This window comes from uncultured Thiocystis sp., from assembly GCF_903866365.1.
In the GTDB taxonomy this organism is placed as follows: Bacteria; Pseudomonadota; Gammaproteobacteria; order Chromatiales; family Chromatiaceae; genus Chromatium.
In genome coordinates, this window is the sequence record NZ_CAIPNF010000242.1 from 42,345 (window position 1) to 67,030 (window position 24,686).

At 60.9% G+C, this 24,686-nt stretch carries 20 protein-coding genes; 12 read left to right on the plus strand and 8 right to left on the minus strand.

The features are described 5' to 3' along the window. Positions 1–25 precede the first annotated feature (25 nt). Entirely contained in the window at positions 26–2,407 is a 2,382-nt protein-coding gene (locus QZY07_RS13505) for a tetratricopeptide repeat protein (protein WP_295403556.1), read from the minus strand. An 850-nt stretch (positions 2,408–3,257) separates the two neighbouring features. Between QZY07_RS13505 and QZY07_RS13510 the strand changes: the two genes are divergently transcribed. The 5 genes from QZY07_RS13510 (at position 3,258) to QZY07_RS13530 (ending at position 10,915) form a co-directional block, all read left to right on the plus strand. Further along, on the plus strand, positions 3,258–3,923 hold the full coding sequence (locus QZY07_RS13510; RefSeq protein WP_295403559.1) for a VPLPA-CTERM sorting domain-containing protein: 666 nt from the start codon (positions 3,258–3,260) through the stop codon (positions 3,921–3,923). 1,176 nt (positions 3,924–5,099) lie between these two features. Then, complete coding sequence (locus tag QZY07_RS13515; protein ID WP_295403561.1) at positions 5,100–5,771, plus strand: hypothetical protein; 672 nt, start codon at positions 5,100–5,102, stop codon at positions 5,769–5,771. 902 nt (positions 5,772–6,673) lie between these two features. Further along, positions 6,674–8,401: a Wzz/FepE/Etk N-terminal domain-containing protein gene (locus QZY07_RS13520; protein ID WP_295403563.1), complete on the plus strand. Its 1,728-nt coding sequence runs from the start codon at positions 6,674–6,676 to the stop codon at positions 8,399–8,401. A gap of 33 nt (positions 8,402–8,434) precedes the next feature. Further along, positions 8,435–9,280 carry a CpsD/CapB family tyrosine-protein kinase gene (locus tag QZY07_RS13525; RefSeq protein ID WP_295403565.1) on the plus strand — a complete coding sequence of 282 codons (846 nt, stop codon included), beginning with the start codon at positions 8,435–8,437 and terminating at the stop codon, positions 9,278–9,280. Between the two features lie 237 nt (positions 9,281–9,517). Continuing rightward, positions 9,518–10,915, plus strand: a complete 1,398-nt coding sequence (locus QZY07_RS13530; RefSeq protein ID WP_295403568.1) for a sigma-54 dependent transcriptional regulator — start codon at positions 9,518–9,520, stop codon at positions 10,913–10,915. Positions 10,916–10,953: 38 nt separating this feature from the next. On the opposite strand, the gene QZY07_RS13535 is transcribed toward QZY07_RS13530, so the two are convergent. Further along, positions 10,954–11,376 carry a hemerythrin family protein gene (locus tag QZY07_RS13535; RefSeq protein WP_295403572.1) on the minus strand — a complete coding sequence of 141 codons (423 nt, stop codon included), beginning with the start codon at positions 11,374–11,376 and terminating at the stop codon, positions 10,954–10,956. Positions 11,377–11,597: 221 nt separating this feature from the next. On the opposite strand from QZY07_RS13535, the gene QZY07_RS13540 reads away from it, so the two are divergent. Beyond that, a complete protein-coding gene (locus tag QZY07_RS13540; protein ID WP_295403574.1) occupies positions 11,598–11,954 on the plus strand; it encodes a helix-turn-helix transcriptional regulator in 357 nt (118 codons plus the stop codon). Between the two features lie 123 nt (positions 11,955–12,077). After that, positions 12,078–12,863: a dienelactone hydrolase family protein gene (locus tag QZY07_RS13545; RefSeq protein WP_295403577.1), complete on the plus strand. Its 786-nt coding sequence runs from the start codon at positions 12,078–12,080 to the stop codon at positions 12,861–12,863. Between the two features lie 127 nt (positions 12,864–12,990). On the opposite strand, the gene QZY07_RS13550 is transcribed toward QZY07_RS13545, so the two are convergent. Next, positions 12,991–14,295, minus strand: coding sequence for a porin (locus QZY07_RS13550; RefSeq protein WP_295403580.1), 1,305 nt, complete (start codon positions 14,293–14,295; stop codon positions 12,991–12,993). 129 nt (positions 14,296–14,424) lie between these two features. Between QZY07_RS13550 and QZY07_RS13555 the strand changes: the two genes are divergently transcribed. Together QZY07_RS13555 and QZY07_RS13560 are read left to right on the plus strand one after the other, a co-directional pair. Continuing rightward, positions 14,425–15,333, plus strand: a complete 909-nt coding sequence (locus tag QZY07_RS13555; RefSeq protein WP_295403583.1) for a LysR family transcriptional regulator — start codon at positions 14,425–14,427, stop codon at positions 15,331–15,333. A 79-nt stretch (positions 15,334–15,412) separates the two neighbouring features. Beyond that, positions 15,413–15,811, plus strand: coding sequence for a hypothetical protein (locus QZY07_RS13560; protein WP_295403586.1), 399 nt, complete (start codon positions 15,413–15,415; stop codon positions 15,809–15,811). Here the strand turns inward: QZY07_RS13560 and QZY07_RS13565 are convergent. Next, positions 15,774–16,205 (minus strand): MFS transporter, encoded by a 432-nt coding sequence (locus tag QZY07_RS13565; RefSeq protein WP_295403589.1) that lies wholly within the window; start codon positions 16,203–16,205, stop codon positions 15,774–15,776. The two genes, QZY07_RS13560 and QZY07_RS13565, sit on opposite strands and share 38 nt — an antisense overlap. 60 nt (positions 16,206–16,265) lie before the next feature. On the opposite strand from QZY07_RS13565, the gene QZY07_RS13570 reads away from it, so the two are divergent. Together QZY07_RS13570 and QZY07_RS13575 are read left to right on the plus strand one after the other, a co-directional pair. Next, complete coding sequence (locus tag QZY07_RS13570; RefSeq protein WP_295403591.1) at positions 16,266–17,966, plus strand: cation:proton antiporter; 1,701 nt, start codon at positions 16,266–16,268, stop codon at positions 17,964–17,966. Between the two features lie 76 nt (positions 17,967–18,042). Beyond that, positions 18,043–18,201 (plus strand): hypothetical protein, encoded by a 159-nt coding sequence (locus QZY07_RS13575; protein ID WP_295403594.1) that lies wholly within the window; start codon positions 18,043–18,045, stop codon positions 18,199–18,201. Positions 18,202–18,230: 29 nt separating this feature from the next. Here QZY07_RS13575 and QZY07_RS13580 read toward each other — a convergent pair whose 3' ends face one another. Next, positions 18,231–18,830 (minus strand): VPLPA-CTERM sorting domain-containing protein, encoded by a 600-nt coding sequence (locus QZY07_RS13580; RefSeq protein ID WP_295403597.1) that lies wholly within the window; start codon positions 18,828–18,830, stop codon positions 18,231–18,233. A gap of 454 nt (positions 18,831–19,284) precedes the next feature. On the opposite strand from QZY07_RS13580, the gene QZY07_RS13585 reads away from it, so the two are divergent. After that, positions 19,285–19,950 (plus strand): protein-L-isoaspartate O-methyltransferase, encoded by a 666-nt coding sequence (locus tag QZY07_RS13585; RefSeq protein WP_295403600.1) that lies wholly within the window; start codon positions 19,285–19,287, stop codon positions 19,948–19,950. Here QZY07_RS13585 and glgX read toward each other — a convergent pair. The 3 genes from glgX to aroC all read right to left on the minus strand — a co-directional run bounded on the left by glgX (position 19,947) and on the right by aroC (position 24,679). Beyond that, positions 19,947–22,043 carry a glycogen debranching protein GlgX gene (gene glgX / locus QZY07_RS13590; RefSeq protein WP_295403602.1) on the minus strand — a complete coding sequence of 699 codons (2,097 nt, stop codon included), beginning with the start codon at positions 22,041–22,043 and terminating at the stop codon, positions 19,947–19,949. The two genes, QZY07_RS13585 and glgX, sit on opposite strands and share 4 nt — an antisense overlap. Positions 22,044–22,207: 164 nt before the next feature. Continuing rightward, on the minus strand, positions 22,208–23,335 hold the full coding sequence (locus QZY07_RS13595) for an MFS transporter (RefSeq protein WP_295403605.1): 1,128 nt from the start codon (positions 23,333–23,335) through the stop codon (positions 22,208–22,210). 240 nt (positions 23,336–23,575) lie between these two features. Next, entirely contained in the window at positions 23,576–24,679 is a 1,104-nt protein-coding gene (gene aroC, locus QZY07_RS13600; protein WP_295403608.1) for a chorismate synthase, read from the minus strand. Positions 24,680–24,686 lie beyond the last annotated feature (7 nt).

Below are 24,686 nucleotides of genomic sequence, written 5' to 3' on the forward strand. Positions count from 1 at the left end.
TCGATTGCCGTCGGGCGATCTTGGGCTACAGCCCCCCAAGCGTCTCGCGCGCCTCCGCGATGCCAGGAAAGGGGCTCTTGGCGTCCAGCGCGCTGGTCAGCAACGTCTTGGCCGCATCGCGCCGCCCCTGCGCGGCATAGACCATGCCGAGGTGATACTGCATCTCCGGCGGGTCCGGATCGATCAGACCGGCCGCTTTTTCCAGAGTCGCGACGGCCTTCTCGACCTCGCCGGCACGAAACTGGACCCATCCGAGCGTATCCAGCAACACCCATTGATCGGAGTCCTCGAAACGCCGCGCCAGCTCCAGCGCCCGCGTCAGGCTCGCGGGATCCGTCCGGCGACTGGCCAGCAGCATGGCCAGATTATTGATCACCGCGTCCGCTTCGGGATTGTTCTTGAGCACTTCTTCATAGGCCGCGATCGCCGCGTCATCGTCGCCGGACTCCTGCAGGGCGATCCCGAGCCGGAAGACCAGGAAGGCGTTACGGTTCGTGGCCTCGACCCCCGAGCGCAGGGTCGCGAGCGCCGCCTTCGGATCGCCGCTCTGTCCTTGCAGCTCGGCTAGACGCGCATAGGCGTTCGGCGATTTCGGGAACAGCACGATCACCTGCTTGAACTGCGCCAGGGCGTCGGGATAACGCCGTGTCGAGGCGTAAACCTCGCCCAGCAGATTGAGCGCGGCGGCATTCGCGGGTTGCTCGGCGAGCAATTGCTTGAGTCTCTGCTCGGCCTGCTCCGCCTGGCCCAGGGCCATGTGACTGCGGGTGAGCGCCAGCAGCGGCTCGACGGCGTCCGGACGTTTTTCGAGCGCCTTCTCGAACTGCGCGATACTCTCCTGCAACCGATCGTTGCGCTGGAAAATCAGCCCCTTGAGATAATAGCCCAGCGGGTGTTCGGGACGGGTCTCGAGGATCCGCGTGGCGGTGCGCTCCATCGCCCCCCAATCCTGCTGACTGAGCTGAATCCGCGCCAAGGCGCTTTGCACCTGATCGTTTTCGGGGACGCGGTCAAGGAAGCGCTCCAGCGTGACCGACGCCCCCTGCATGTCGCCACTGTCGACCCGCAACTGGGCCAGCGCCAGATAGGCTTGCGGTTCGGTCGGCGCCGCGTCGATCGCCTTTTCCAGCGCATCCTGCGCCAGCGTGGGCTCCTCCTTCAAAACGTGGGCCTGCGCCAGCAATAACAGCGCCCCGGTCGCCTTCGGGTTGTTCTGCAGGACATTCTGAAGATCCGCGATGGCCTGATCGGCATCCTTGCGCCCAACCGCAATGGCGGCCCTGACCAGCAGCGCATCGCCATCGCGCGCGTCTTCCTTCAACACCTCCTCGACCAGCGTCGCGGCCTCCTCCGCGCGCTGGTCCGCCAGCAGCAGCGCGGCGAGTTGGGTGCGCGCCTTCATCCCCTGCGGCCCCAGCGAATCGCGTTCGATGATCGTGCGATAGACCGTGGCGGCATCCTCCTTGCGCCCCGCGGCCCGCTCCAGCTCAGCCAGCGCGAAACGCAGATCGTAGACATCGGGCGCGGCGGCGATCAAGCCCTCCAGCACCTGGATGCCGGGATCGACACCCCGCTGCTGCGCGGTCCACTCGACCAGCAGCAGTTTGGCCTTGAGCTGCTCGGGGTTGGCCGCGATGGCCACCCGCAAGACTGCTTCGGCCGCGTCCTTCTGGCCCTCTTGGGTGAGAAACGCGGCCAGACGCGCCACATGCGCCAATTCGTTCGGTTCCAACTCGATCAATTGCTCAAGCTGCGCCCGCGCCGCCTCCGGCTTGCCGGATGCCTGAGATACCCCGGCCAACATCAGCCGCGGACGCACCTCGCGCGGATGCGCCTGAATCGCTCGCTCCAGAAATTGACCGGCCGTCTCGCGATCGTTGCGCGCCATGGCGATTTCGGCCAGCAGCGCCAGCGCATTGAGATGTTGAGGGTCCACCGCCAGCGCCGCCTGGGCGTCCGTCTCGGCGGCGTCCAGATCGCCCTGACGCCCTCGCACCCCGGCCCGCAGCGCCAACGCATCCGCGTGCTTCGGATCCGCAGTCAAAATGATCTCGGCATCGGCCAGCGCATCGTCGATCTGGTTGGCGTCGAACAGCAACTGCGCGCGGCTCACCCGGGCCTCGGCATTCTGCGGATCCAGCTCGACCGCCTTGCCATAGGCGCCGAAGGCCGCGTTCCAGTTCTCCTGCGCGGCCTCGATTTTGGCGAGTTGGTACCAGGCCGGCGCATATTTCGGATCGATCTGGAGCGCATTCTTGAACTCCAGCCGCGCCTTGGGCTGATTATCCTGCGCCAGCAGTTCCATGCCGCGATCGAAATACGCTTGCTTGCGATCCGCCTCGCCGCAGCCGACGAGCAATGCAACCAGCATCGAAGCCAGCAAAAATCTCCCAAACAATCGTTCCATCATCATCTCCTTAAAGATTGTGTTCACTACGCACAAAGTGTTCACTACGCACAAAACGCCGACTGGCCTTCGATCATCGTTTGCGCCGAACGCGCATCCGCCGCCGCTGGGATCGCCGAGTTGCACCCGGCCCTCCGGCCACGGGCCGGAGTCAACGCCGAGAGCAATTCGGCGATCCCAGGTCGCGACATCGTTCCTGTCCGGATGATGATCAAGTCCCGTTGATTGAATTCGTGCGTCATCATGCCGATGACTTGGAAAGAAGGCAACGGCCGATCAAATCCGCGCCCAGCGCGCGACGCCTCGTGATCCAACGCCCCAGTTCCGTGTCATCTTCGTACTCCGCGAAGCCCCGGCTCAATAAAGATGTAACGGAAACGTGACAGTTCGGCATGATCCCGTTTCGAAAACCCAGGCAATACGCCAGCCAACCCGGAACTTTCCATTATATTTTCAAGGCATTAAAGATGCGTGACGAGCGGCGTCGGGAGAGGTGCGGCAACCTTCGGCACGCCGGCTGCGTCCATTGCTGGAAACGCACACGTTCAACCCGAGACTGGTTAGAAGTCGCTTGATCCGCAAGGAATTCCACAAAAAACGTCCGCGGTTTCAGGAATCGGGGCGACCGCTGCCCCACGTTTCGCCAACCTTACACTTTAACCACCGATCAAACGCATCTGAAAAACTAACTTTTTATTTTTAAACGTCTTTTTAATGGCCTGTTAATTGCCTTATCTCTTGCAAGACGAACGATGACCGAATGCGCGGATGCTCCGGCTGCTTTCACTCGCTTCAGGCCCGGACCGCTTCGCGTTTTGAGATTTTGCATTTCATCGGGAACGGCATAAAAATGAATAAGCTCATGACTAGTTTAGCGATTTCCGCGATGATCGACCTCTTTTGCGTATCCGGCATGGCTTCCGCCGCCTCCGTGAACCATGTTGTCAACGGCGATTTCGAGGTGGACAGTCCAGCGCATCACGACGGCAAATGGCAAGTTTACAAAGAGGGCATCACTGGCTGGACCACGACCACGGGACCTGGAATCGAAGTGCAGCGCGGTGATATTGGCGGATCCCCTGCTTATACAGGCGTGCAGAAAGTCGAGTTGGACAGCCACGGCAATTTCAACAACGCCAATTCCGGCATGTCCCAAAAAATCCTCCTCGAGGCCGGCAGTTATCTCCTTTCATTTGCCTATTTCGGCCGTACTGGAGATATAGACACGAATGGCATCAATTACCGCTTTGCGGGTACCGGAATTAATGAGAATAAAGTGAACACCGTGTCCGGAGTTTTCGACGATGGTTGGAAAGTCTTCAATTTCAACTTCACCCTGAATGACCGAACAACGATCTCCCTGTTTTTCGAAGCGACGGGCAAGAGCGATACACTCGGCGGTTATCTTGATGCGGTCAGCGTCACCGGCGTCCCCATCCCGCCTGCCGTCTGGCTCTTTGGCTCCGCGCTCATGGGGCTGGTCGGCATTGCCCGGCGCCAGACAGCCAAGGTCTAACGAACGAAGCACGCTCTTTGCGTCGACAGACCATCCTGGTCTGTCCCGTCAGATCATTCAGCCCGCGCGATGCAGGTTGATGACTGAAACGCACTCCAATCCTTCCGTGTTTAAGGCGATTCTCGGAAAAGGCTGTACCGCGTCGGGGCGATTTCAATCGCCCCGACTTGCAGGGAGACTTATTCTCGGAAATCGCCTCATCCCTTGCTTGGCCAAACACCCGCGTTCGCCCCTCCTTCTTCTTCAATGGTAGAGACTTTCCTGGATATCGCCTCAGTTCCACGCAACAAAAGCGCCCCCGGCCTGCCCTGAGCGAAGTCGAAGGGTTTTCCAAGGGCGTTTAAAACGTCAGGCGTTGGAGCGTTGGTTTCGGTGGGTTTCGTGAGCAACCGGCATCCGTGCCAATCATCAGCGTCATACCGCAGTCAGTCTGCCCAGCCTCTCTCGCTACGCGGGCTCAACCAGCGGATGAGCCACAATTTGTTGTAGGTTGGGGTGAGGGACGAACCCCAACCTGCCACCGTGCCGGGAATGAACACCGGCCCCGGTTGCATGGCCGGCGTGGATGTTGGGGTTCACTCTCGTTCACCCCAACCTACGCGGGCTGGAGATTCCGAAGACGTAACACTGTCTCAACAGTGTGACAGCTTTGAAAATGTATCACAGCAATGAACCGTTCGGTTTTCCCCCTTCACGACGCCGGGCAAGGTAGCGGCCAGAGGCGCTAAGTAGCTAGGAAATAAAGGAATGATGGCGTTAACACACCGGGTTCGCGGATGTTCGAAGAGACACGGAACAGGCTCTGTCAGGGTATCCGGGACCATTCGAGGACGGTCGCTGTCACATTCCTGGTACAGAGTCGAAACTCCGATCATGCCCGGCCGATAGCAAAAAAATAGATTTATTTCAACAACTTAAGATCGGAAATCGGATACTCGAAGCGACCTAGAAATCCACCGCGTATCACCGATGTGACACTTTGAGCGTGGAAGTGGATCGCTATCCGACATAAGTCATTGATTTTATTTATGACTTTAAATTGGCACGCCAATCGCTTATACAACTGCGTAACAGATTTCGAGAGACACGCAATCATCGTTTCTCGGATTCGTTCATGTGCTCTTAATGTGTCTTTGCGTTTCTTGATCGGCACCTAACCTTCACTTCAGGATTTATATGAAAAAGTCAGTTCTTGTTGCATTCGGCGGTCTTGCTCTGCTTGGCGCATCAGTTGGCGCGAACGCAGCATCGTACTTTTTTGATGGTTTCGAGTCTACAACACCAGCTATCACAGCAAACGGCGGCCAATGGCAGGTTTTCAATGAACTTACCAAGTGGAAGACTGTCGGTGGCCCCGGAATCGAAGTGCAAAATGGCGTTGTTGACGGTATCGCAGCATATGACGGTGAAAGGAAAATCGAGCTGGACAGCCACCCCGCTCCAGGCAATTCTGCCATGGAGACCAAGAATGGCATTGACCTCTTGGCTGGCAGTTACACACTTTCCTTTTGGTATCTCGGGCGGACAGCTACCGCAGAGACGAATGGCATCAACTACAAGATTTTCAACGTCGACGATGTCGACGGTGACAATGTAATTGGGTTCGGCACTGCAGAAGACGTGCTCGCTAAAAACTGGCAGAAGATCAAGCTCGACTTTAATTTGACTGCAGCCACAAAAATCGGCATTTATTTCGCAGCGGTTGGTACGGACGACACATATGGTGGTCTCGTCGATAATGTGAGACTCGTTGGCACCCCCGTTCCCGTCCCCGCCGCCGCTTGGCTCTTTGGTTCCGCGCTCATGGGTCTGGTCGGGGTTGCCCGCCGCCGCTCCAGCAAGGTCTGATCTCAGTCGTCGGGGATCCGCGATCCGGCATTCGCTGCCGGCTCTGGATCACGTCTAACCCTGGCGCACAAAAGCCCTGCCACTCGGCAGGGCTTTTTTGTGGAGCAAGGTAGGGTGGTTAGAGTGATCACGGTATAACGTCGATCATTGGCACAGATACCGTGCTGGTCACGAAACCCACCGAACCCACGCGCCAACGCCTGACCTTTGTAAACGCCCTTGGAAAACCCTTCGACTTCGCTCAGGGTAGGCCGGGGGCGTTTTTTGTTGCGCGGAACTGAACCGTCGGCGCGGGGTTCGGTGGGTTTCGCTTCGCTCTACCCACCCTACGAAACTTGATCACAGTGTTTGCGGCAGACCCGCTTGTTTGAGAACGGTGTTGGCCATGTGGCGCGAGCGGATTTTCCCATCCACGGGAAAGCGCCGACCGCTGATCGGACTTTCCCAGATGTCGTGGTCACCCTTGGAAGGGCCAACTAACCGAGGGAGTTGAACGATGCCCGACGATCCCGATCCTGCCAAGCGTGACTGTAGCCGAATGGTACGCGATGCGTACCCTACGAAACTCGCTCGCGTGGACAGACCGTCCTGGTCTGTCCCGTCTGGGGCCTGAAGGCCGGGAGCCCTGTCGTCGTGGGTTGGTTGACGGAACCCATCCCAAGCAAACCAGACGACAGTCAGGTCCATTCACTGACCGGCGATGAGGAGACCGCCGTTTTCCCTGGACCTTACCTGCCGTATTGCCTAAGATTCGGCGGCATTCAGGAGAATGGGTGCGTCCTCGTACAGCCGCACGGAACGTTCAGTGTGGCTCTCGCGGCACGGAGGTGCGATGTCGCGAGCGAGGGTGACTGATTGGACGTGACGGATCGTTTTTCGGCATTCAGGAGTACAGGTGAATCGTGGACGAGCAGTTACAGACCCTTGACGACTATCTGGCCATTCTCAAGCGCCGCAAGTGGCAGCTCATCGTCCCCGCGGTCATCCTGGCGGTGCTGACGGCGGCGGTCGCGGTCCTGCTTCCGGCTTCCTATCGCTCCTCGGCGACGATCCTCATCGAACAGCAGGAAATTCCTTCGGATCTGGTTCAGACGACGGTGACGAGTTTCGCGGATCAGCGGATTCAGGTCATCAGCCGGCGCGTGATGACGACCGAAAACCTCGGCCAATTGATCGAACGCTACGACCTCTATCCGGAGCTGCGCCGCAAGATCAGTCTGAACATGGCCGTGGAGCAGATGCGCGACCGCATCAAGCTGGACATGATCAGCGCCGATGTGATGGATCCGCGCAGCGGGCGCGCGCAGGAGGCGACCATCGCCTTTTCGCTCTCCTTCGAAAACGAATCTCCGGGGCAGGCGCAAAAGGTCACCAGCGGTCTGGTCTCGCTCTTTCTGCAGGAGAATATCGAACAGCGCCAGGCGGCGGTGACCGACGCGACGACCTTCCTCCAGGCCGAGGCGGACAAGCTCGGCGAGCAGATCGCCACGCTGGAAGCGCGGCTCGCGGCCTTCAAGGAAGAGCATGGCGAGGCGCTTCCCGAGTTCGCTTCGCTCAATCGCGAGCTGATGGCGCGCACCGAGTCCCAATTGCGCGACAACATCCAGTCGCAACAGAGCCTGGAACAGCAGAAGCTCTATCTGGAATCGGAACTGGCCCAGATGGACGCGACCGGCACAACGGACGCCTCGACGCTGCGGCTCCGGGAGCTGGAGGCCCAGTACGCCCAGACCGTCTCGCGCTATTCGACCACGCATCCCGACCGGATTCGACTGGAACGGGAGATGGCTACGCTCCGCGGCATGGTCGGCCAGACGAGCTCGGGCGAACTGCAATCCCGGCTGGCCGAGCTGCACACCGAGCTGGCGGTGCTGCGCGAACGCTATGCCGAAGACCACCCGGATGTCCTCCGCTTGAAGCGGAGTATCGAGGCCACCCGCAAGCAGCTCGCCGAGGTCGATCCAGCCAGCGATCGCCTGGCTCGGAACCGGGCCGCGACCGATCCGGCCTCGGTGCAATTGCGCACCCGTCTCGATGCGGCGCGTCAGGACATCGAATCGCTCAAACTCAAGCGCGTGGAACTGGAAAAAGAACTGGCGAAGTACGAGGAATACGTCAAGGCCTCTCCGCGAATCGAACAGCAGTACAGCGCCCTGACCCGCGACTATGACAATGCCATGAACAAGTATCGCGAGGTGCGCGATAAGGTGCTGCAGGCGGAGTTGGCGCAGTCGCTGGAAACGAACCGCAAGGGCGAACGCTTCCTGCTGATCGAGCCCCCGCTGGTCCCGGAAAAACCCTTCAAACCGAATCGGCCGGCGATCCTGGTGCTGGGCGTCGTGCTGTCGCTGGCGGGCGGCGTGGGCCATCTGGCGCTGCGCGAGATGCTGGACAAGGGCATCCACGGCGCGCGCGCGCTGCAAACTATCGCGAAGGTTCCCTTGCTCGGAGTCATCCCGTATATCGAAACGAGCCTGGATCGCCGCCGCCGGATCCGGCGGCGGCTGCTGACGATCGGCGCGGTGTTGCTGGCGCTGATCGGGGGCGTGATCGTCTTCCACCTCTTCGTCATGCCGCTGGATGTCCTCTGGTTCGCGCTCATGCGCAAACTCGATCTTCTCATGCTCTAACCAAATCCGCTCGTCGTCTTGAGGTGTGTCCGTATGGATCGCTTAACCACGCTGGAGAAATCCGCGCTCAGGGAAACCGCTTCGCCCACACCCGCTCCCGCGGAGCGCCACCCGCTGGCGCCCGACGAGCGCGGACTCCCCGCCGCCAATACGCTGGCGACAGCCTCCGGCGTGGATGTCGCCTATACCCGAACCACGACCGTTCAGGTCGATCCGGCGCGCCTGCGCGAACTGCGTATCTTCGTGTCCAAGAAGCATGATCCGGTCGAACAATCGTATAAGGTGTTGCGCACGCATGTGTTGCAGCGGATGCGCGCCAACGGTTGGCGGACCCTGGCGATCACGAGCGCGGGCGAAGGCAACGGCAAGACCCTGACCGCGATCAACCTCGGGATCAGTCTGGCGCGCGAGGTCAATCAGACGGTGCTGCTGGTGGATCTGGATCTGCGGCGCCCCTCGCTCGGGCGCTATTTCGTCCCGGCAGGACACCCCGGGCTCAGCGACTATCTGATGGGCGAGGCGGAACTCTCGGAGATTCTGATTCACCCGAATATCGAGCGGCTGGTAGTCCTGCCCGGTCACAAGCCCTTCATTCACAGCTCGGAGGTTCTGTCCTCCCCCAGGATGGTTCAGCTCGTGCATGAAATCAGGAGCCGGTACGAAGATCGCATCACCCTGTTCGACATGCCGCCGCTGCTCGCCAGCGACGATGTCATCGCCTTCCTGCCCTATCTGGATGCGGTGCTGCTGGTGGTGGAAGAAGGCAAGACGACGAAAGAAGAGGTCCAGCATGCGCAGCAATTGCTGGGCGTCGAGAAGATCATCGGGATGGTGCTCAACAAGTCCTCCAGCGCGGGCTCGACGCTGACCTATTACTGAATCGAACCTGCGCTGTCAGCCGACCGCCAGCCTGCGACCCACTTAACGCTTTTCATCCAACGCCTCCTGTAATGTCACATTTGTGTGACACTTACCGTCTCGAAATCGATATACTTGCCCTCAAAATCGCTCATACAAGATGGCGGCGGACCACCGGTACTCGGCTGGTCGCCGCCTGTGAAGCCTGTCTGGATCTCTATTCGAGACCCGACCGCATCAGTCAAGGATCAACCGTTTATGCGCAAGCTTCTCGTGATTTCGCCAGATCCTTTACCCGAAGAAATCGTCCGCTTCCTGGAGCAGAAGCAGTGGGCGATCGCCCATGCGCTCGACGCTACAGACGCACTCGGCCTCGATGCCGAGCACCATTTTCTGGTTGGCCTGATCGTCTTCCCGGATTCCGCCGACCTTCAACTGGAGACACGACTGGTCGAGCAGACGCTGTCGCTTCCCAACCTCAAATGGGTTGCCACCCTCGCTCACGAGCAACTCGACCGACTCGCGATCAAGCGCTTCATCGCCGAACGACTGTATGACTTTCAGGTCTTGCCGATCGATGGCGCCCGACTTGCGATGATTCTCGGGCATGCCTATGGCATGGCCAGAATCGAGCACGACTATCGACACAAACATGCGGCCATCTACCACACGCATTTCGGGCTGGTCGGCAACAGCCCCGTCATGCAGAGGCTGTATCGAACCTTGCAGCGCGCCGCCGAGTCGGATGTGTCGGTGCTGATCACGGGCCCAACCGGCACCGGCAAGGAACTGGCCGCGCGGGCCATTCATGAGCATTCCGGACGGGCCAAAGGACCCTTCGTCGCGATCAACTGCGCGGCGATTCCGCACACGCTGCTGCAATCGGAGTTGTTTGGCCACGAAAAGGGTTCCTTTACCAGCGCGAGCGCACGTAAGGTCGGGTATATCCAGACCGCGACCGGCGGCACCCTGTTTCTGGACGAGATCGGCGATATGCCGCTGGAATCGCAGGCGACCCTGCTGCGCTTCCTGGAAGACAAGATCGTCACGCCGTTGGGCAGCACGCAAGGCAACTATATGGATGTGCGGGTCATTGCCTCGACCAATGTCGATCTCGCCCTGGCCATCGAGGAGAAAGCGTTTCGCGCCGACCTCTACTATCGGCTTGCCTTTCTGAGCGTCACGACGCCCAGCTTGAGCAGCCGGGGGGACGATATCGAACTGCTCGCCCATTTTTTTCTTGAAGAGATCACGAAAGATCGCCGCAAGTGCGGCCTGAGATTCGGCAAGAAGGCCCTTGCGGTCATGCGCGGTTACGCATGGCCGGGGAACATTCGCGAGTTGCACAGCGTCGTCCATCATGCGGCCATGAACTGCGAGGGCGACGAGATCCGACCCGCGGATCTCAAGATTCGCATCGGGCAGGCCAGAAAACCTAAGGGCAACGTCGCTCACCGCAAAAACAATGTGCCCACGCACTTGATCCTGGGCACCCTCAAGAGCGGACGGGATCAGTCAGAAAAGCATAATCTGGAGTTTGCGCTTGAACGCAACGATTCGAACGTCAGCCGTACCGCCCAGGATTTGGGCATCTCGCGCATGACGCTCTATCGATTGATGGCAAAACACGGTGTCACCCGCAGCCTCCCCGACTGAGTCGATGGGCGGATCGCGGAAACCGATTCCGCGCGGACTTAGGCAGCGTCCTCATGCGAACCACCGGCCTTGACATGGAGCGAGTACAACATATCCTCGTCGGCGATATGGTCGATCAGCCAGTCCTGCGTGATATCCAGGGCGCGATCGGCGAGATCCTGACTTGGACCGAACATCATGAGGTCATTGTCGAGTTCTTCCAGATGCCGGAAGAATCGGGCGTGCAGCCTCAGATGTTCTTTCAGGCCAGGATAGCGATGCTTGCGCATGAACGCCTCTTCGGTCTGGAAATGCTGCCCGGCGTATTCCCGCATGAACGTCATGGCCTCGATGACGGCGTTTTTTCCCTCGCGATCGAGAATCTCTTCATAGAGGCGATGCGCGGCGTTGAAAAACCCTTGGTGCTGCCGATCGATCTCGGCGATGCCGACAAGGTATATGTCTGACCAGTCTCTTAACATAGACCACCTTCATCTTTGAGCATTCGGTATCGGCTTGCGATCATAGCCTGTTTGCGCCGCGTCCAACAATGCGGTCAAGTCGGATGACCTACCCCGAGCGCCCCATCGCTCAGGCGCGCGAGTGATCCGGGACGAAAAAAGAATCACACACGACGTGATCGTTTTGCTACAGTTATGCCATCGGGATCGTGGATTCCCGCCAACCTTGGAGAAACCGTATCGTGGAACCTGAATTTACCTCACTCACTCGACGGATCGGGAGCCGTCTTCGCGCCGAACGGCAGCGCCGCGGCTGGTCCTTGAGCGAACTGTCCGCACGCACCGCTGACCAATTGTCCAAATCCAGGATCAGCAACTACGAGCAGGGAATTCGTCGGATGGGGCTGGAAGCGGCGCATCAGATCGCGGCGGCCCTGGAAACCGTCTCGCCGGCCTGGTTGCTGTTGCTGGACGAATGCAACCCGCTCAGCGATGACGAGTTACGCCTCCTGCGGGGCTTCCGTGCATTGGACGAAAACGGCCAGCGTCAATTGCTCGAGATGGCGCAAGTCCCGCCGTCCGACGAATCCTCGACATAACTCCCCTCCCCCGGTGGCGGATCAGTCGATCCGCCATCCCCAGCGCCGGCACGTGCTCCGTGCCCGCTCCCGATCGAGACCCGTCGACGTCAACCATGCTTTGTTCTTCATTTGGAGGAATCCATGCGCCAACCGATTTGCATGCTCATGCTCGTCTTGCTCGCGATTGGTACCACCGTTCAAGCCGAGGTCCAGACCCGGGCGGTCACGTATGACGATGAGGGTACGCCGCTGACCGGCCATCTGTTTTGGGATGACGCCATCGCTGGAAAACGCCCCGGCATCCTGGTGATTCACGAGTGGTGGGGGCTGAACGACTATGCGAAACAGCGCGCGCGCATGCTTGCCGAACTGGGCTATGTGGCTTTTGCCCTGGACATGTACGGCAGCGATCACGTCACCGATCAGCGCGGACAGGCCAGCGAGTGGATGCAGGAAATCACCGCGGACGTCGATCTCTGGCGCCAGCGCGCGGGCCTGGGCCTTGAGCAACTGAAAGCGAGCGCGCTCGTCGATGCCGATAACATCGCGGCGATCGGCTATTGCTTCGGCGGCGGCACCCTGTTGCAGATGGCCTATGGCGGGACCGATCTCAAAGGGATCGTCAGCTTTCACGGCTCGCTGCCGGCCGCGCCAGAGGAGGCCGAGGGCAAGATCAAGCCAAAGCTCCTGATTCAGCATGGGCAGGCGGATACCTTCGTCGCCCCGGAGGTGGTGGCGAACTTCCAGAATCGACTGGAGGCGGCGGGTGCCAACTGGGAGATGAACATCTATGGCGGCGCGCGCCACGGCTTCACGAACCCCAAGGCCAGCGAATACGGCATGGACAATCTGGGCTACGACGCCCAGGCCGACGCCCGCTCCTGGCAGCGGATGCAGGTCTTTTTCTACGAACTCTTTGGCGGCTGAGCGCATGAAGAAAGTGTCCATCGATACATTCCCGATTTGACCGGCACAAGACCAGCCACACCCGGATACCGCGCACGGCGCCCTGGGATCGGCGAGCTGTCCTCGGCGATCCCAGGAGACGCGGAGGTCAGAAGACCTTGACGAGCTCCAGTCCGAGCAGATGCGCATCCATCGAGTAATCGCCATTGAGCGCATCCGTGCCATTGAGTGCGCCGCCGGGGAGATAACGGGTATCGCCGCGATAGTCGCGATCCTGTGCGACCACGTACATGTAGCCCGCCTCCAGCGAATACCCCTGCCCCAGTGCTTGGGCGAGACCGAGACTGAACAGGTGACGGTTATTATCCGGCACCCGGGCGCTGAAGCGATCGTCTCCCTGGCCGGTTTCATCGTAGGCATAGCCGACGCGCAACTGAGTCTCGGGGCGCAATTGGTAGGTGGCGCCAAGGCGATAGGCGTTGGCGTCATCCCATTGATTGGAGTCGGTGAAGATGGGCGCGCCGGTGTTTTTCCCCTTGATCTTGAGTTCCTTGAATTCGCTCCAGCCGGTGCGCGTCACGTCGAACTCCACGGCCAATCGATCGTCGACGGCGTAGCGCACGCCGATTTGCAGCCGCCAGGGCAGATCGAGATCCAACTCAGCCTCCTGCGTCGGCGCCAAGCGTCCGAGTGCGACCAGGGTCGGGCTGAGCGCCCGGTAATCGCCTTCGAGCGCAAGGGTCGCGGCCGAACGGAAGGCACCGCCCAGACTCCAGGCGCCGTGACGGTAGAGCGCGCTGAGATTGAAGCCTAAGCCAGTCCCCTCGCCGTCGCCGCGGAGTTCCCCGGCGGTCGAATCGAGCTGTGCGGTCTTGGCCCAGTAAATGTCCAGCCCGCCGGAGAGGCTCAGATCGTCGGTCACGCGATAGGTCGCGGTCGGGCTGAAGTCCAGAATCTCCAGTTTGCTGGCGGTCGGATGATTGCCGCGCGGAACCTTAGGGTTGAGCGGCGGCGGGACCGGCAGCTTGACGGTGCCGCTCACCGCCGGAAAGGTGCCATCCCGCCAGCGCGTCTCAAGCCCGAACGGAGCCGTCAGGCCCAGACCGAGCCGCCACTGGTCGTTGAGCCTGAACATGCCCTGGAACATCGGCCCCGCCAACCAATCCGCGCCCTGACTATCGTGTTCGCCACTGGCGGTTTCGACGCTAAAACCGGGACCGATCACGATCGTCCCGAGAGACAGGCTGGAGGCGTCATGGAAACCCATGGCGGCCGGATTGTAGGGGAAGGCGCCCGTTTCGTTGGGGTTCGCGACCATCGCGTTGGCGGTTCCCAAGCCGGCAGTGGAGGCTTCGGGCAGCGAAAAACCGGCCGCGCCGGCTGGATTCTGGACACCCACCGCGCTGGCCGCCAGGATGAAACCGATCGAGCGTGTGAGCCGGTGCTTGAGCATGAGACGTTTCCTCAAAAATCATGATTTTTTATTCGGTTTTTAGGCGAGTAAAACTGAAACTATATCGTCACGAGCGTCTATGATATAAACATTTTCTATGTAGGCATCTCATAATAGAGTGGCATCTCGATGGCTGATCGCAGGCTACAGGTGTTTCATACGGTCGCGCGGCTGCTGAGTTTTACCAAGGCCGCGCAAACGCTCCACATGACTCAACCAGCGGTGACCTTCCAGGTTCGCCAACTGGAGGAACACTTCAACACTCGATTGTTCGACCGCACCCATAACCGCATCAGTCTCACCGATGCCGGCCGCAAGGTTTGCGAATCGGCCGACCGCATCTTCGAACTCTACGCGGAAATGGAAAACGCGGTCTGCGGGATCACCGGCCAGATCAGCGGCGTGCTCACCATCGGCGCCAGCACCACGATCGCCGAGTACATGCTGCCCCCGCTGCTCGGGGACTTCAAGGAGCGCTATCCGGATGTCGCCATCCATCTCAAGGTCTCCAATACCGAAGGGATCGTGTCGATGGTGGAGAATAATGCCATCGATCTGGGGGTCGTGGAGGCTCCGGTCGCCAACAAAAATCTGGTGGTGGAGATCTGCAAACGCGATTCGCTGGTAGCGATCATGCACCCCAGTCACCCGCTCGCCGCGCTCCAGCAAGTGACGTTCGAGCAACTGCTGGAATACCCCTTCATTTGTCGCGAGGAGGGCTCCGGAACCCGCGAAGTCATCAGCGATCATTTACAGCATCAACCCGAAGGTCATTCGACCCTGAAGATCGCCATGGAACTGGGTAGCCCGGAGGCGCTCAAGGGTGCGGTCGAGGCTGGCATGGGCGTCTCCGTGGTTTCCGGGACGACCATCCAAAAGGAGTTGAAGCTGGGAACCCTGGTCGCGCTCCCCTTGGATCCGCCGCTGGACCGGCCCTTTTCCTTCGTGCATCAGAAGCAGAAATTCCGTCTGCGCGTGATGGAGGAACTTCTGGAATTCGCCCGCGACTATTGCCGCCATCAATGCAAACGCACATAATCCGCTCCCGCGCAGTCCGGTTGTCATCCCGCCACGCTTGTCGTCAGACCGAGCGCAATCTTACACGCGGACGATCGAGATGCTGAAACGGACCCTGGAATCCGCCGATGGCGTAACCCTTGCGAAGATCTTCCAGAAGCTGTCCCCCGCCGACCGCCAGACGCTGCTCGCCTTCGCGGACTTTCTGGCGCAGCGCGCCCAACCCGCAGACTCCGGCGAAACGCCACCGCGAGAGCCACGGTCGCTGCCGCGTCCAGACACCGAAAGCGTGGTCGGAGCGATCAAGCGCCTGTCGCACACCTACGACATGCTTGAGCGCGGAGCGCTGCTCAACGAGACTTCGGCCCTGATGTCCGCTCACGTTCTGCAGGGCCGCGCTGCTGTCGTCGTCATCGATGAACTGGAAGCGCTGTTCGCCCGTCATTATCAGGATTATCGGGTCAAGCACGACGCGCGCGACGAGCCGCCCTCCCAATGAATACTATCGGCACCGTGAACAGCGCCCACCAGAGGGACACGGAGAGAAAGGAGGCGCGGACCGCCTCGCCGGGGCCGGCAAGGCCGAACCAATCCGGGTTTTTGACCATCAGCACATTGACGGCGAACAGCAGGCCTCCGCCCACATAGCCCAGCGCGTAGCCGAAGGCCGAAACAAGGTCGAATTCGCGCGCGCTGGAGACGTCGTCGCAAAGGCGGAATTGGCCCAGTCGTAAAGTGCCCAGGCCAAGACCGGGCGACGCATCAGGATGGTGGACACTTGAGTTCACACGCCCGCGGTAGACTGCAATCGAATATTCGGAATGATAGCCGCCGTCACCGCGCCCCGCTGGAAATACTCCGCTTGGAATCGCTTTGCTCTTTGCGTCGCTCACCAGGATTGACGCGGCGCGGTTTCGCACCCTTGACCATCGGATCTTGCTAAAGTAGCTGCCATGGAATTAGACAGCTTCGTTCTCTCCGCCATCGTGCTGCTGACCGCGGCGGCGCTCGCTGTCACCCTGTTCAAGCATCTCGGGCTCGGGTCGATTCTGGGGTTGCTGGTCGCCGGCATCGTCGTCGGTCCCTATTCGCCCGGACCCAATGTCACCCCGCATGTCGAGGATGTTCGCCATTTCACCGAACTGGGCGTGGTGCTGCTGCTGTTCGTGATCGGTCTGGAGATGCAGCCCAAGCGTCTCTGGGCGCTGCGCCGGGAGGTTTTCGGGTTGGGGACCGTGCAGATTCTGCTGTGCGGCGGCGCCATCGCGGCCTATATCTCCTTCTATCAAGCCTCCTGGCAGGCGGCGCTGCTGATCGGGCTGACCATGGCGCTGTCGTCGACCGCGCTGGTCATGCAATTGCTCCACGAACGCGGCGATATCGCGACCCGCCATGGCAACGCCGCCTTTGCCGTGCTCCTGATGCAGGATCTCGCCGTGGTGCCCCTGCTCGCCCTGGTGCCGCTCTTTTCGGATCTGGGCGCCGCCGCCAACGCCGCGCCCTGGTGGGAGCAGTTCCTCATGGTCATCGCCATGATCGGGATGGTCCTGATCCTCGGCCGCTATGTCCTACCCTTCGCGCTGGAGCGTCTGCTGCGTCAGAACAATCGGGATGCCTTTGCGCTGGTGGTGCTGCTATCGGTCTTTCTCGCCGCCGGCGCCATGCACAAAGCGGGGCTCTCGATGGCCCTTGGCGCCTTTCTGATGGGGATGCTGCTCTCCTCCACGCGCTTCAGCTTCCAGATCCAGGCCCACATCGAGCCCTTCAAGGGACTCCTGATGAGCCTCTTCTTCGTCGCCGTCGGCATGTCCATCGATCTGCCCGCCATTGCCGCGCAGCCCTGGCTGCTGACCCAGCATGTCCTGGTGATCCTGGCGATCAAGCTGGCCGTGCTGTTTCTGATCGCCCTGATCTTCGGGCTGCCCCGCGGGATCGCGACCCGACTCGCGTTCCTGCTCGCGCAGAGCGGCGAATTCGGCTTCGTGCTGTTCGGTTCCGCCAAGCTTTTAGGGGTGATCGACGAGGCCACCTTTGTCATCGCCGTCAGCGTCATCTCGGTCAGCATGCTGCTCACGCCGCTGCTGGTGCGGATCGGCGACACACTGGCCATCCGCACAGAGCGTCGCACCGCGCCCCCCCTGTGCTTCGACCAAGAAGCGACCGGCATCACCTCCCAGGGACGGGTCGTGGTGGCCGGTTATGGGCGCGTGGGACATACCATCGCCACCCTGCTGGAAGTGAACAATATCCCGTACATCGCCTTCGACACCAATCCGGCGCATGTCGAACGGGGCGAACGGGACGGACGCGCGGTGTATTACGGCGATATCGGCGATCTGGAACTGCTCACCGCCGCCCAGATCGAGGATGCCTCGCTGGTGATTCTGACCATCGATCACGGTCCGACCGCACTGCGAGCCGTCTCGCACATCCGGATGAACTATCCGCGGGTGCCAGTCATCGCGCGGGCGCGCGATCTGGAAGCCTGTGCCAGTCTGATCCGCGCGGGCGCGACCCGCGCCTATCCCGAGGCGATCGAAAGCAGTCTGCGCCTCGGGGCGGAGGCACTGGAGATGCTCGGCGTGCCGACAGACGATGTGGACAACCTGTTACAGGGCGTGCGCAGCCAGGGCTATGCGCCGGTGGTCGATTAAAGCGCGTCCAGAGTGATAAAGCGTACTTTCGCGGATTGGCCATCACCTTGAGCAAGCCGCTGCTCTGACGGTACTGATGTTCGACGACACGATCCAGGAGAAGCACTGGACGGATGAGAGCGAGCTGATTGGCTGGCAATCGGTGCATAAAAAATCGCCCCGTTTCGATGACGAAACGGGGCGGTCCAATCGGATCGTTCCGGCGATCACAACTAGCAAAGTGCCAGTTGGTTAGCCGTTCGGTGCGATGCTTGCAATACTCGGTTACGCAGGCTTGCGACGATAGCCGATGCCAGCCACACCAAACAGAGCGGAGCCGAAGAGCCAGACGGCGGCTGGTAGCGGGACCGGGGCGGCTGAATAGGTGAAGGTCGCGCTGATCGTGGCGCCATTATTCCGACCTGGATTTAGCTTGTAGTAACCTTTGTTGAAGTCTGCGTCATTAAGTGTGATCGAGAGCAATCCGCCGCTTCCGAAGGTCAAATTGAGGGGATTGTTCCAATCGACGTTGCCTGTCTGTGTCTGCAATAACCAGAGCCAATTCACGGAGCCGAAGCTTGTGCCGGAGAGATTGCCCGAAGTCAGCGGATTGGTGAAATTGAAGGCGGCGGCGATCGAGCTTGAAGCGAGGTCATCGTTTTGGAGCGAACCCTCGTTCGTCCAGATGTCGAACAGGTCGACGGTGGTCGACTGGCCGACGTCCAGATCGAAGGTGAAGTTGCCCGGGTTCGGAGCGACCTGAATCACCAGTCCCGGATCGCTAAATGCGGAGCCGGAGAGGTTGAAACTCCCGGAAAAGGTTGCAGCCCCGGCGATGCCAGGTACGCTAAGAGCTGTCGCTAAGGCAAATGTTGCAAGTTTCATAGATGCACCTCGAAGTTAGGTATTTGTAATATTGGAGAAGGCAGTACGGTCCATTAATCAATGATTAGGGTCACCCCAAGAACGTCGTCCGGGATCTCCGTCTTCTATTGATATCCGGAAGCTGAACGTCGAGCGTTACTTCCATCAAAGCTTTAGCAAATTTAGCGCCAAAAATAAAATCACAAATAATCAATGTGTTATATGCACAAGCAAACTGTCGATTGTCACAAAGTTGAGACAGCCTAATTGGCATGATTTTTTTATTTTTTAAAATCAAAAAGATGACCAAGATTAATGTCACTCTTTTGAGACGTGAGACGTTCATTTTTGTTACACCCAGCGAAACTGTCTATTATAGACCGACACTCGGTAGTGAATTTATTGCCGTTGACGCCTAAACTCAGTAGGCTCATCAGCCGCTTCATTATCACGAGATCGGGAGAACCCGCCAGACATGGATAACCGCTTCGACCTTGCCCGTTTCAATATGATCCAGCAACAGATTCGTCCTTGGGACGTGCTCGACGAGCACGTCCTGGACGCAATGTCCGCGATCGCGCGCGAGGCCTTCGTGCCCGACGCCTATCGCGGGCTGGCCTACGCGGATATCGAGGCGCCGATCGGCGCGGGGACGAGCATGCTCGCCCCGAAAGTCGTCGGCCGTCTGTTGCAGGCGCTCGACGTGCGGCCCGGCGAAAAGGTGCTGGAGATCGGAACCGGAACTGGCTATGTCACGGCCTGCCTGAGCCGGCTGGGCGGGCGTGCGATCAGCATCGAGATCGACCCGACGCTGGCCGCCGCGGCCCGCGAACGTCTGGCGGCACTGAAGTTCGAGGGCGTCGAGGTGCGCGAGGGGGACGGCCTGGCCGGCCCCGTCACGGGCGGTCCGTTCGAGGCGATCGCCATCACGGGCTCGATGCCGACGGACGCCTCGCTGCCGATGCTCCAGGATCAACTCTCGGTGGGCGGGCGTCTGTTCTGCATCGTCGGCGAGGAGCCGGTCATGGAGGCGCTGCTGATCACCCGACTCGACGGTCGAAATTTCAGCCGCGAGACACTCTTTGAGACCTGCGTGCCGTCCCTGGCCAAGGTCGTGGAGCCCGAAGGCTTTGTTTTTTAAGAGCCTCGCCCTTCCAGGACCACGATACTGCGCGAACGCAGCAAGAACGGGGTCATGTCCACGGCGACCTGATCCGATGGATCGATAATATCCGTGGGCGAGGCGCGTCCGGTGTCGAGCGCGAGATGCCAGCGGACGGCGGGCAGCGCGGGCAACTCGAAACGGCGCGCCGCTTCGCTCATATTGATCATGACATGCAGCTGCGTCTCGCCCAGGCGCGCTTGGGCCAGCGTAAAGGCGAGCGATTGCGCCAGCGGATCGTTCCAGGGCGGGGCATTCAGCGTTTCGCCGTGCCAGACGATGTCCGGCAGATCCGAGCCCTGCTGCGCAACACCGGACAGGAAGTGGCGGCGACGCAGATTCGGATGACGCTTGCGCAGCGCGATCAGACCGCGCACGAACCGCAGCATGTGTGAATTTTGCTCGACCAGCGACCAATCGAACCACCCGAGATCGTTGTCCTGACACCAGGTGTTGTTGTTGCCATTCTGCGATCGCAACACCTCGTCGCCCGCCAGCAGCATCGGGACGCCTTGACTGAGAAACAGCAACGTCAGCAGATTCTTGGCCTGACGTCGCCGCAGGGCCAGAATTTGCGGGTCATTGGTTTCGCCCTCGACGCCACAGTTCCAGCTCTGGTTGTCGTTACTGCCGTCGCGATTGTTCTCGCGGTTGGCCTGATTGTGTTTACGGTCATAGGAGACCAGATCCCACAGCGTGAAACCGTCGTGACAGGTCACGAAATTGATGCTGTTGATGGGCTGACGCAGATTCGCCTGATAGAGATCGCTGCTCCCGGACAGGCGGGTCGCCACCTCGGAGACCAGCCCCGGATCGCCGCGCACGAAGCTGCGGACGGTATCGCGATAACGGCCGTTCCACTCCATCCAGCGGTAACCGGGGAAGCTGCCGACCTGATAGAGACCGGCGGCATCCCAGGCCTCGGCGATGATCTTGGCCGCGGCCAGGGTGTCGGAGAGTTCGATCTCCCACAGCACCGGCGGGTTAGCCATCGGACGCCCGTTGGCATCGCGCGCCATGGCGCTGGCGAGATCGAAACGGAAACCGTCGACGTGCATCTCGCGCACCCAGTATTCCAGGGCGTCGACGATGAAGTGGGCGACGATCGGATGGTTGGCGTTGACGGTATTGCCGCAGCCGGTGAAATCCAGATAGAGGCCCTTGTCGATTCCGTCCAGGCAATAAAAGGTCTCGTTGCCGATGCCTTTGAAGGTCAGGGTTGGCCCGCCGACCCCGCCCTCGCTGGTGTGGTTGAAGACCACGTCCATGATGACCCCGATGCGCGCGCGATGCAGGGCCTTGACCATCTCGCGGAATTCGCTGAGATGCGTCCCCTGCTCGGGCGTCACGCAGTATCCGGGATGCGGCGAAAAGAAGCCGAAACTGCTGTAGCCCCAATAGTTGCGCAGACCCGCGTCCCACACCCCCTCGGGCACGTCCTGTTCGTCGAAGGCCATGACCGGCATGAGTTCGACGTGGGTGATCCCGAGCTCCTGAAGATAGGGAATCTTCTCGATCAGCCCGAGAAAGGTTCCCGGATGCTCGACCCCCGCACTGGGATGCCGGGTGAAGCCGCCCACATGCAGCTCGTAGATGATGGTTTGCTCGGAGGGCAGCCGCAGCGGCGTATCGCCCTCCCAGTTGTATTCTTCGGCGAGGACCAGGCCGCGCGGCGAATCGTGGGGCCGTACCCCGTCACGCTGACGGCGCCAGCGGTTCCAGTCGCAGACGTTGACGGCGCGCGCCCAGGGATCGACCAGTTCGATCCGCGCATCGAAACGCCAGCCATGATCGCGAGGCTCGTTCGGTCCCTCCAGGCGCCAGGTGTAATGGGTGCCTGGCGGCAGATCCACCACCAGAACGTGCCAAGAGAAAAAGGTGTGGTGAACCTGGGAATCGAGCCGGATGATCTGGAAGGGCTCAGGGCTCGTGGCGCCCGCATAGAGCAGCAGCTCGGCGCCGCAGGCATGGCGGCTGAAGATGGAGAAGTTGACACCGTCGTCCTCGACGGTGGCCCCAGAGGGATAACGACGCCCGGGGAAAATCGCATAGGGAGCTTGGGAGGCTGGCATAGTGACAAGGCGCGAGAGAATGGCGAAGATGAGGCCGGAATCGAAGACGCGGTTGACCCTCGCTGGAGACCGCGCTCGGCGATCCGGCGAGACGTCCGCGACGTCGGGCCTGAATAAATTGGATGAATGCCATCATAACATGCCAGGTTATGTGGCATCCGTTTTCACAGCTTAGCCCAGCGCCAGGCCACGCTCAGGCCGACCGCCGCCGCCCCAGCGGCGACACCAAAGGTGACGAGCGCGCCGGAGCTGTCCCACAGCAGTCCGCCGAGCAGGCTTCCGGCCGCGCCGCCGGCGCCAAAGCTCAGGCTGTTATAGAGCGCCTGACCGCGCCCCTGGGTCCGCCCCGGAAAGGCGTGATGGACCAGATGAATGGCTGAGGCATGAAAGGTGCCGAAGGTCGCGGCATGCAGAAGCTGCGCGACCGCCTGCACGGCCAGAACCTCGATGAAGGCGCCGATCAACAGCCAACGCAGGATGGCGAGCCCCAGACTCCAGAGCAGCACTCGGCGCGCGCCAAAGCGATCGAGCAGCCGATGCATGATCAGGAACACCAGCACCTCGGCGATCACGCCGAGCGCCCAGAGATTGCCGACCGCGACGCTCGAATACCCCGCCGCTTCCAGATGAATCGAATAAAAGGCGTAATAGATGCCGTGGCCGAGCTGCATCAGGAAACAGGCCGCGAAGAAGGCCAGCACCTCTTGACGCCGCAGGAGCGCGCGCAGCGACAGCGCCGGCCGATCGTCGTGGACCGGCGCGCTGTCCGGGATCGTCAGCGAACTTAGCCAGACGCCCAGGAAGAGCATCAGCACCCAAACCGGCACGATGGCGAGCGAATCCCGTTCCAGACGCAGACCCAGCACCGCCACCACCAGGATGAAGCCCACCGAGCCCCACAGCCGGACCAGCGCATAGCCGGTGGGTCGCTGTCGCAGATGATTGAAGGTGACCGCTTCCACCTGGGGTAGCGAGGCGTTCCAGAAAAAACTGAACAGGACCATGGCCGCCGCCATGCTCCAGAAGCCATCGGCGAAAAAGACCGTGACGAAGGCGAGCGCCGAGAGCAGCGCCCCGAGCCGCACCATCGGCATCCGGCGTCCGGTCCGGTCGACGATGTGTCCCCAGACCATGGGCGCGACGATCTTGGTGCCCGACAGAATCGCCAGAAGCTGCCCGATGGCCAGCGCATCGAACCCCTCGGACTGGAGATACAGGCCCCAATAGGGCACGAGCGCGCCAAGCGAGGCGAAATAGCAGAGGTAGTATGCCGAGAGACGCCAGTAAGGCATTACGCCGTGTCCTACAGAGCATGAGCGGTCAGCGGACAGCCGCCAGCGACCAGCCGCCAGCCGTTGTGTTCCCAAGGTTATCGCTGATCGAGGTCTGCCCCCGATCAATGAGCCCTGACGTGCGAGGCGCGATGATCAGGTTTCAGATTCAATGAAGCTGACAGCTTTTCGGGATCAACCGCATCGATGCTGACGCCGGAGGATTGGCGCCGAACTGACCCGTCTCGCTCGGGACGCGGTTTACGTCAGCCGCGCGGCGGGGATCGCCGGAGTCGGCTGCAGCACCTCGGCATTCTGCGCGCGCTGGCGCAGCAGGTGATCCATGAGAACGATGGCCAGCATCGCCTCGGCAATGGGCGTCGCGCGAATGCCGACACAAGGATCGTGGCGGCCCGTGGTAATGACCTCGCACGCCTCGCCACGGGCATTGATGGTGCGCCCCGGCAGACGAATGCTGGACGTCGGCTTGAGCGCGATCCGCGCGACCACGTCCTGACCCGATGAAATGCCGCCGAGAATGCCGCCGGCGTGATTGGAGAGAAAACCGTCGGGGGTCAGCGCGTCGCGATGTTCCGTGCCCTTTTGCTCGATGCAACCGAAACCGGTGCCGATCTCCACGCCTTTCACGGCGTTGATGCTCATCAGCGCGTGGGCGATGTCGGCATCGAGCCGGTCGAAAATGGGCTCGCCGAGACCGGTCGGCATCCCCGAGGCGACGACCGTCACGGCCGCGCCGATGGAGTTGCCCTCCCGGCGCAGATCGTCCATGTAGGTTTCCAGAGCGGCGACCGTGGCGGCGCAGGGCCAGAAGAAGGGGTTGCGCTCCACCTCGTCCCAGGCGAATCCTTGCGGGCGGAGGGGGCCAAGCTGGGACAGATACCCGCGCACCAGGATGGCGCGACGCGCCGCCAGATATTTCTTGGCGATGGCGCCGGCAGCGACCCGGATCGCGGTCTCGCGCGCCGAGGAGCGCCCGCCGCCCCGATAGTCGCGCACGCCGTATTTCTGATCGTAGGTGTAGTCCGCGTGACCGGGACGATAGCGCTCGGCGATCTCGGAATAGTCCTTGGACCGCTGGTCCTCGTTGCGGATCAGGAGACCGATGGGCGCGCCGGTGGTGCGGCCCTCGAAGACGCCGGACAGGATCTCGACCGTGTCCGACTCGCGGCGCTGGGTGGTATGACGCGACTGCCCCGGCTTGCGCCGGTCCAGATCGCGTTGCAGATCGGCGGCGGCGAGTTCGAGACCGGGCGGACAACCGTCGACGACACCGCCGAGGGCCGGACCATGGCTCTCGCCAAAGCCGGTCACGACGAAGAGTTTTCCGAAGCTGCTGCCGGACATAAGGGAA

Bases quoted from the DNA above. Each gene is read 5' to 3' on its own strand.
- QZY07_RS13505 (WP_295403556.1), bottom strand. From the start codon at position 2,407: ATGGAACGATTGTTTGGGAGATTTTTGCTGGCTTCGATGCTGGTTGCA.
- QZY07_RS13510 (WP_295403559.1), top strand. From the start codon at position 3,258: ATGAATAAGCTCATGACTAGTTTAGCGATTTCCGCGATGATCGACCTC.
- QZY07_RS13515 (WP_295403561.1), top strand. From the start codon at position 5,100: ATGAAAAAGTCAGTTCTTGTTGCATTCGGCGGTCTTGCTCTGCTTGGC.
- QZY07_RS13525 (WP_295403565.1), top strand. From the start codon at position 8,435: ATGGATCGCTTAACCACGCTGGAGAAATCCGCGCTCAGGGAAACCGCT.
- QZY07_RS13530 (WP_295403568.1), top strand. From the start codon at position 9,518: ATGCGCAAGCTTCTCGTGATTTCGCCAGATCCTTTACCCGAAGAAATC.
- QZY07_RS13535 (WP_295403572.1), bottom strand. From the start codon at position 11,376: ATGTTAAGAGACTGGTCAGACATATACCTTGTCGGCATCGCCGAGATC.
- QZY07_RS13545 (WP_295403577.1), top strand. From the start codon at position 12,078: ATGCGCCAACCGATTTGCATGCTCATGCTCGTCTTGCTCGCGATTGGT.
- QZY07_RS13550 (WP_295403580.1), bottom strand. From the start codon at position 14,295: ATGCTCAAGCACCGGCTCACACGCTCGATCGGTTTCATCCTGGCGGCC.
- QZY07_RS13555 (WP_295403583.1), top strand. From the start codon at position 14,425: ATGGCTGATCGCAGGCTACAGGTGTTTCATACGGTCGCGCGGCTGCTG.
- QZY07_RS13560 (WP_295403586.1), top strand. From the start codon at position 15,413: ATGCTGAAACGGACCCTGGAATCCGCCGATGGCGTAACCCTTGCGAAG.
- QZY07_RS13570 (WP_295403591.1), top strand. From the start codon at position 16,266: ATGGAATTAGACAGCTTCGTTCTCTCCGCCATCGTGCTGCTGACCGCG.
- QZY07_RS13575 (WP_295403594.1), top strand. From the start codon at position 18,043: ATGTTCGACGACACGATCCAGGAGAAGCACTGGACGGATGAGAGCGAG.
- QZY07_RS13580 (WP_295403597.1), bottom strand. From the start codon at position 18,830: ATGAAACTTGCAACATTTGCCTTAGCGACAGCTCTTAGCGTACCTGGC.
- QZY07_RS13585 (WP_295403600.1), top strand. From the start codon at position 19,285: ATGGATAACCGCTTCGACCTTGCCCGTTTCAATATGATCCAGCAACAG.
- glgX (WP_295403602.1), bottom strand. From the start codon at position 22,043: ATGCCAGCCTCCCAAGCTCCCTATGCGATTTTCCCCGGGCGTCGTTAT.
- QZY07_RS13595 (WP_295403605.1), bottom strand. From the start codon at position 23,335: ATGCCTTACTGGCGTCTCTCGGCATACTACCTCTGCTATTTCGCCTCG.
- aroC (WP_295403608.1), bottom strand. From the start codon at position 24,679: ATGTCCGGCAGCAGCTTCGGAAAACTCTTCGTCGTGACCGGCTTTGGC.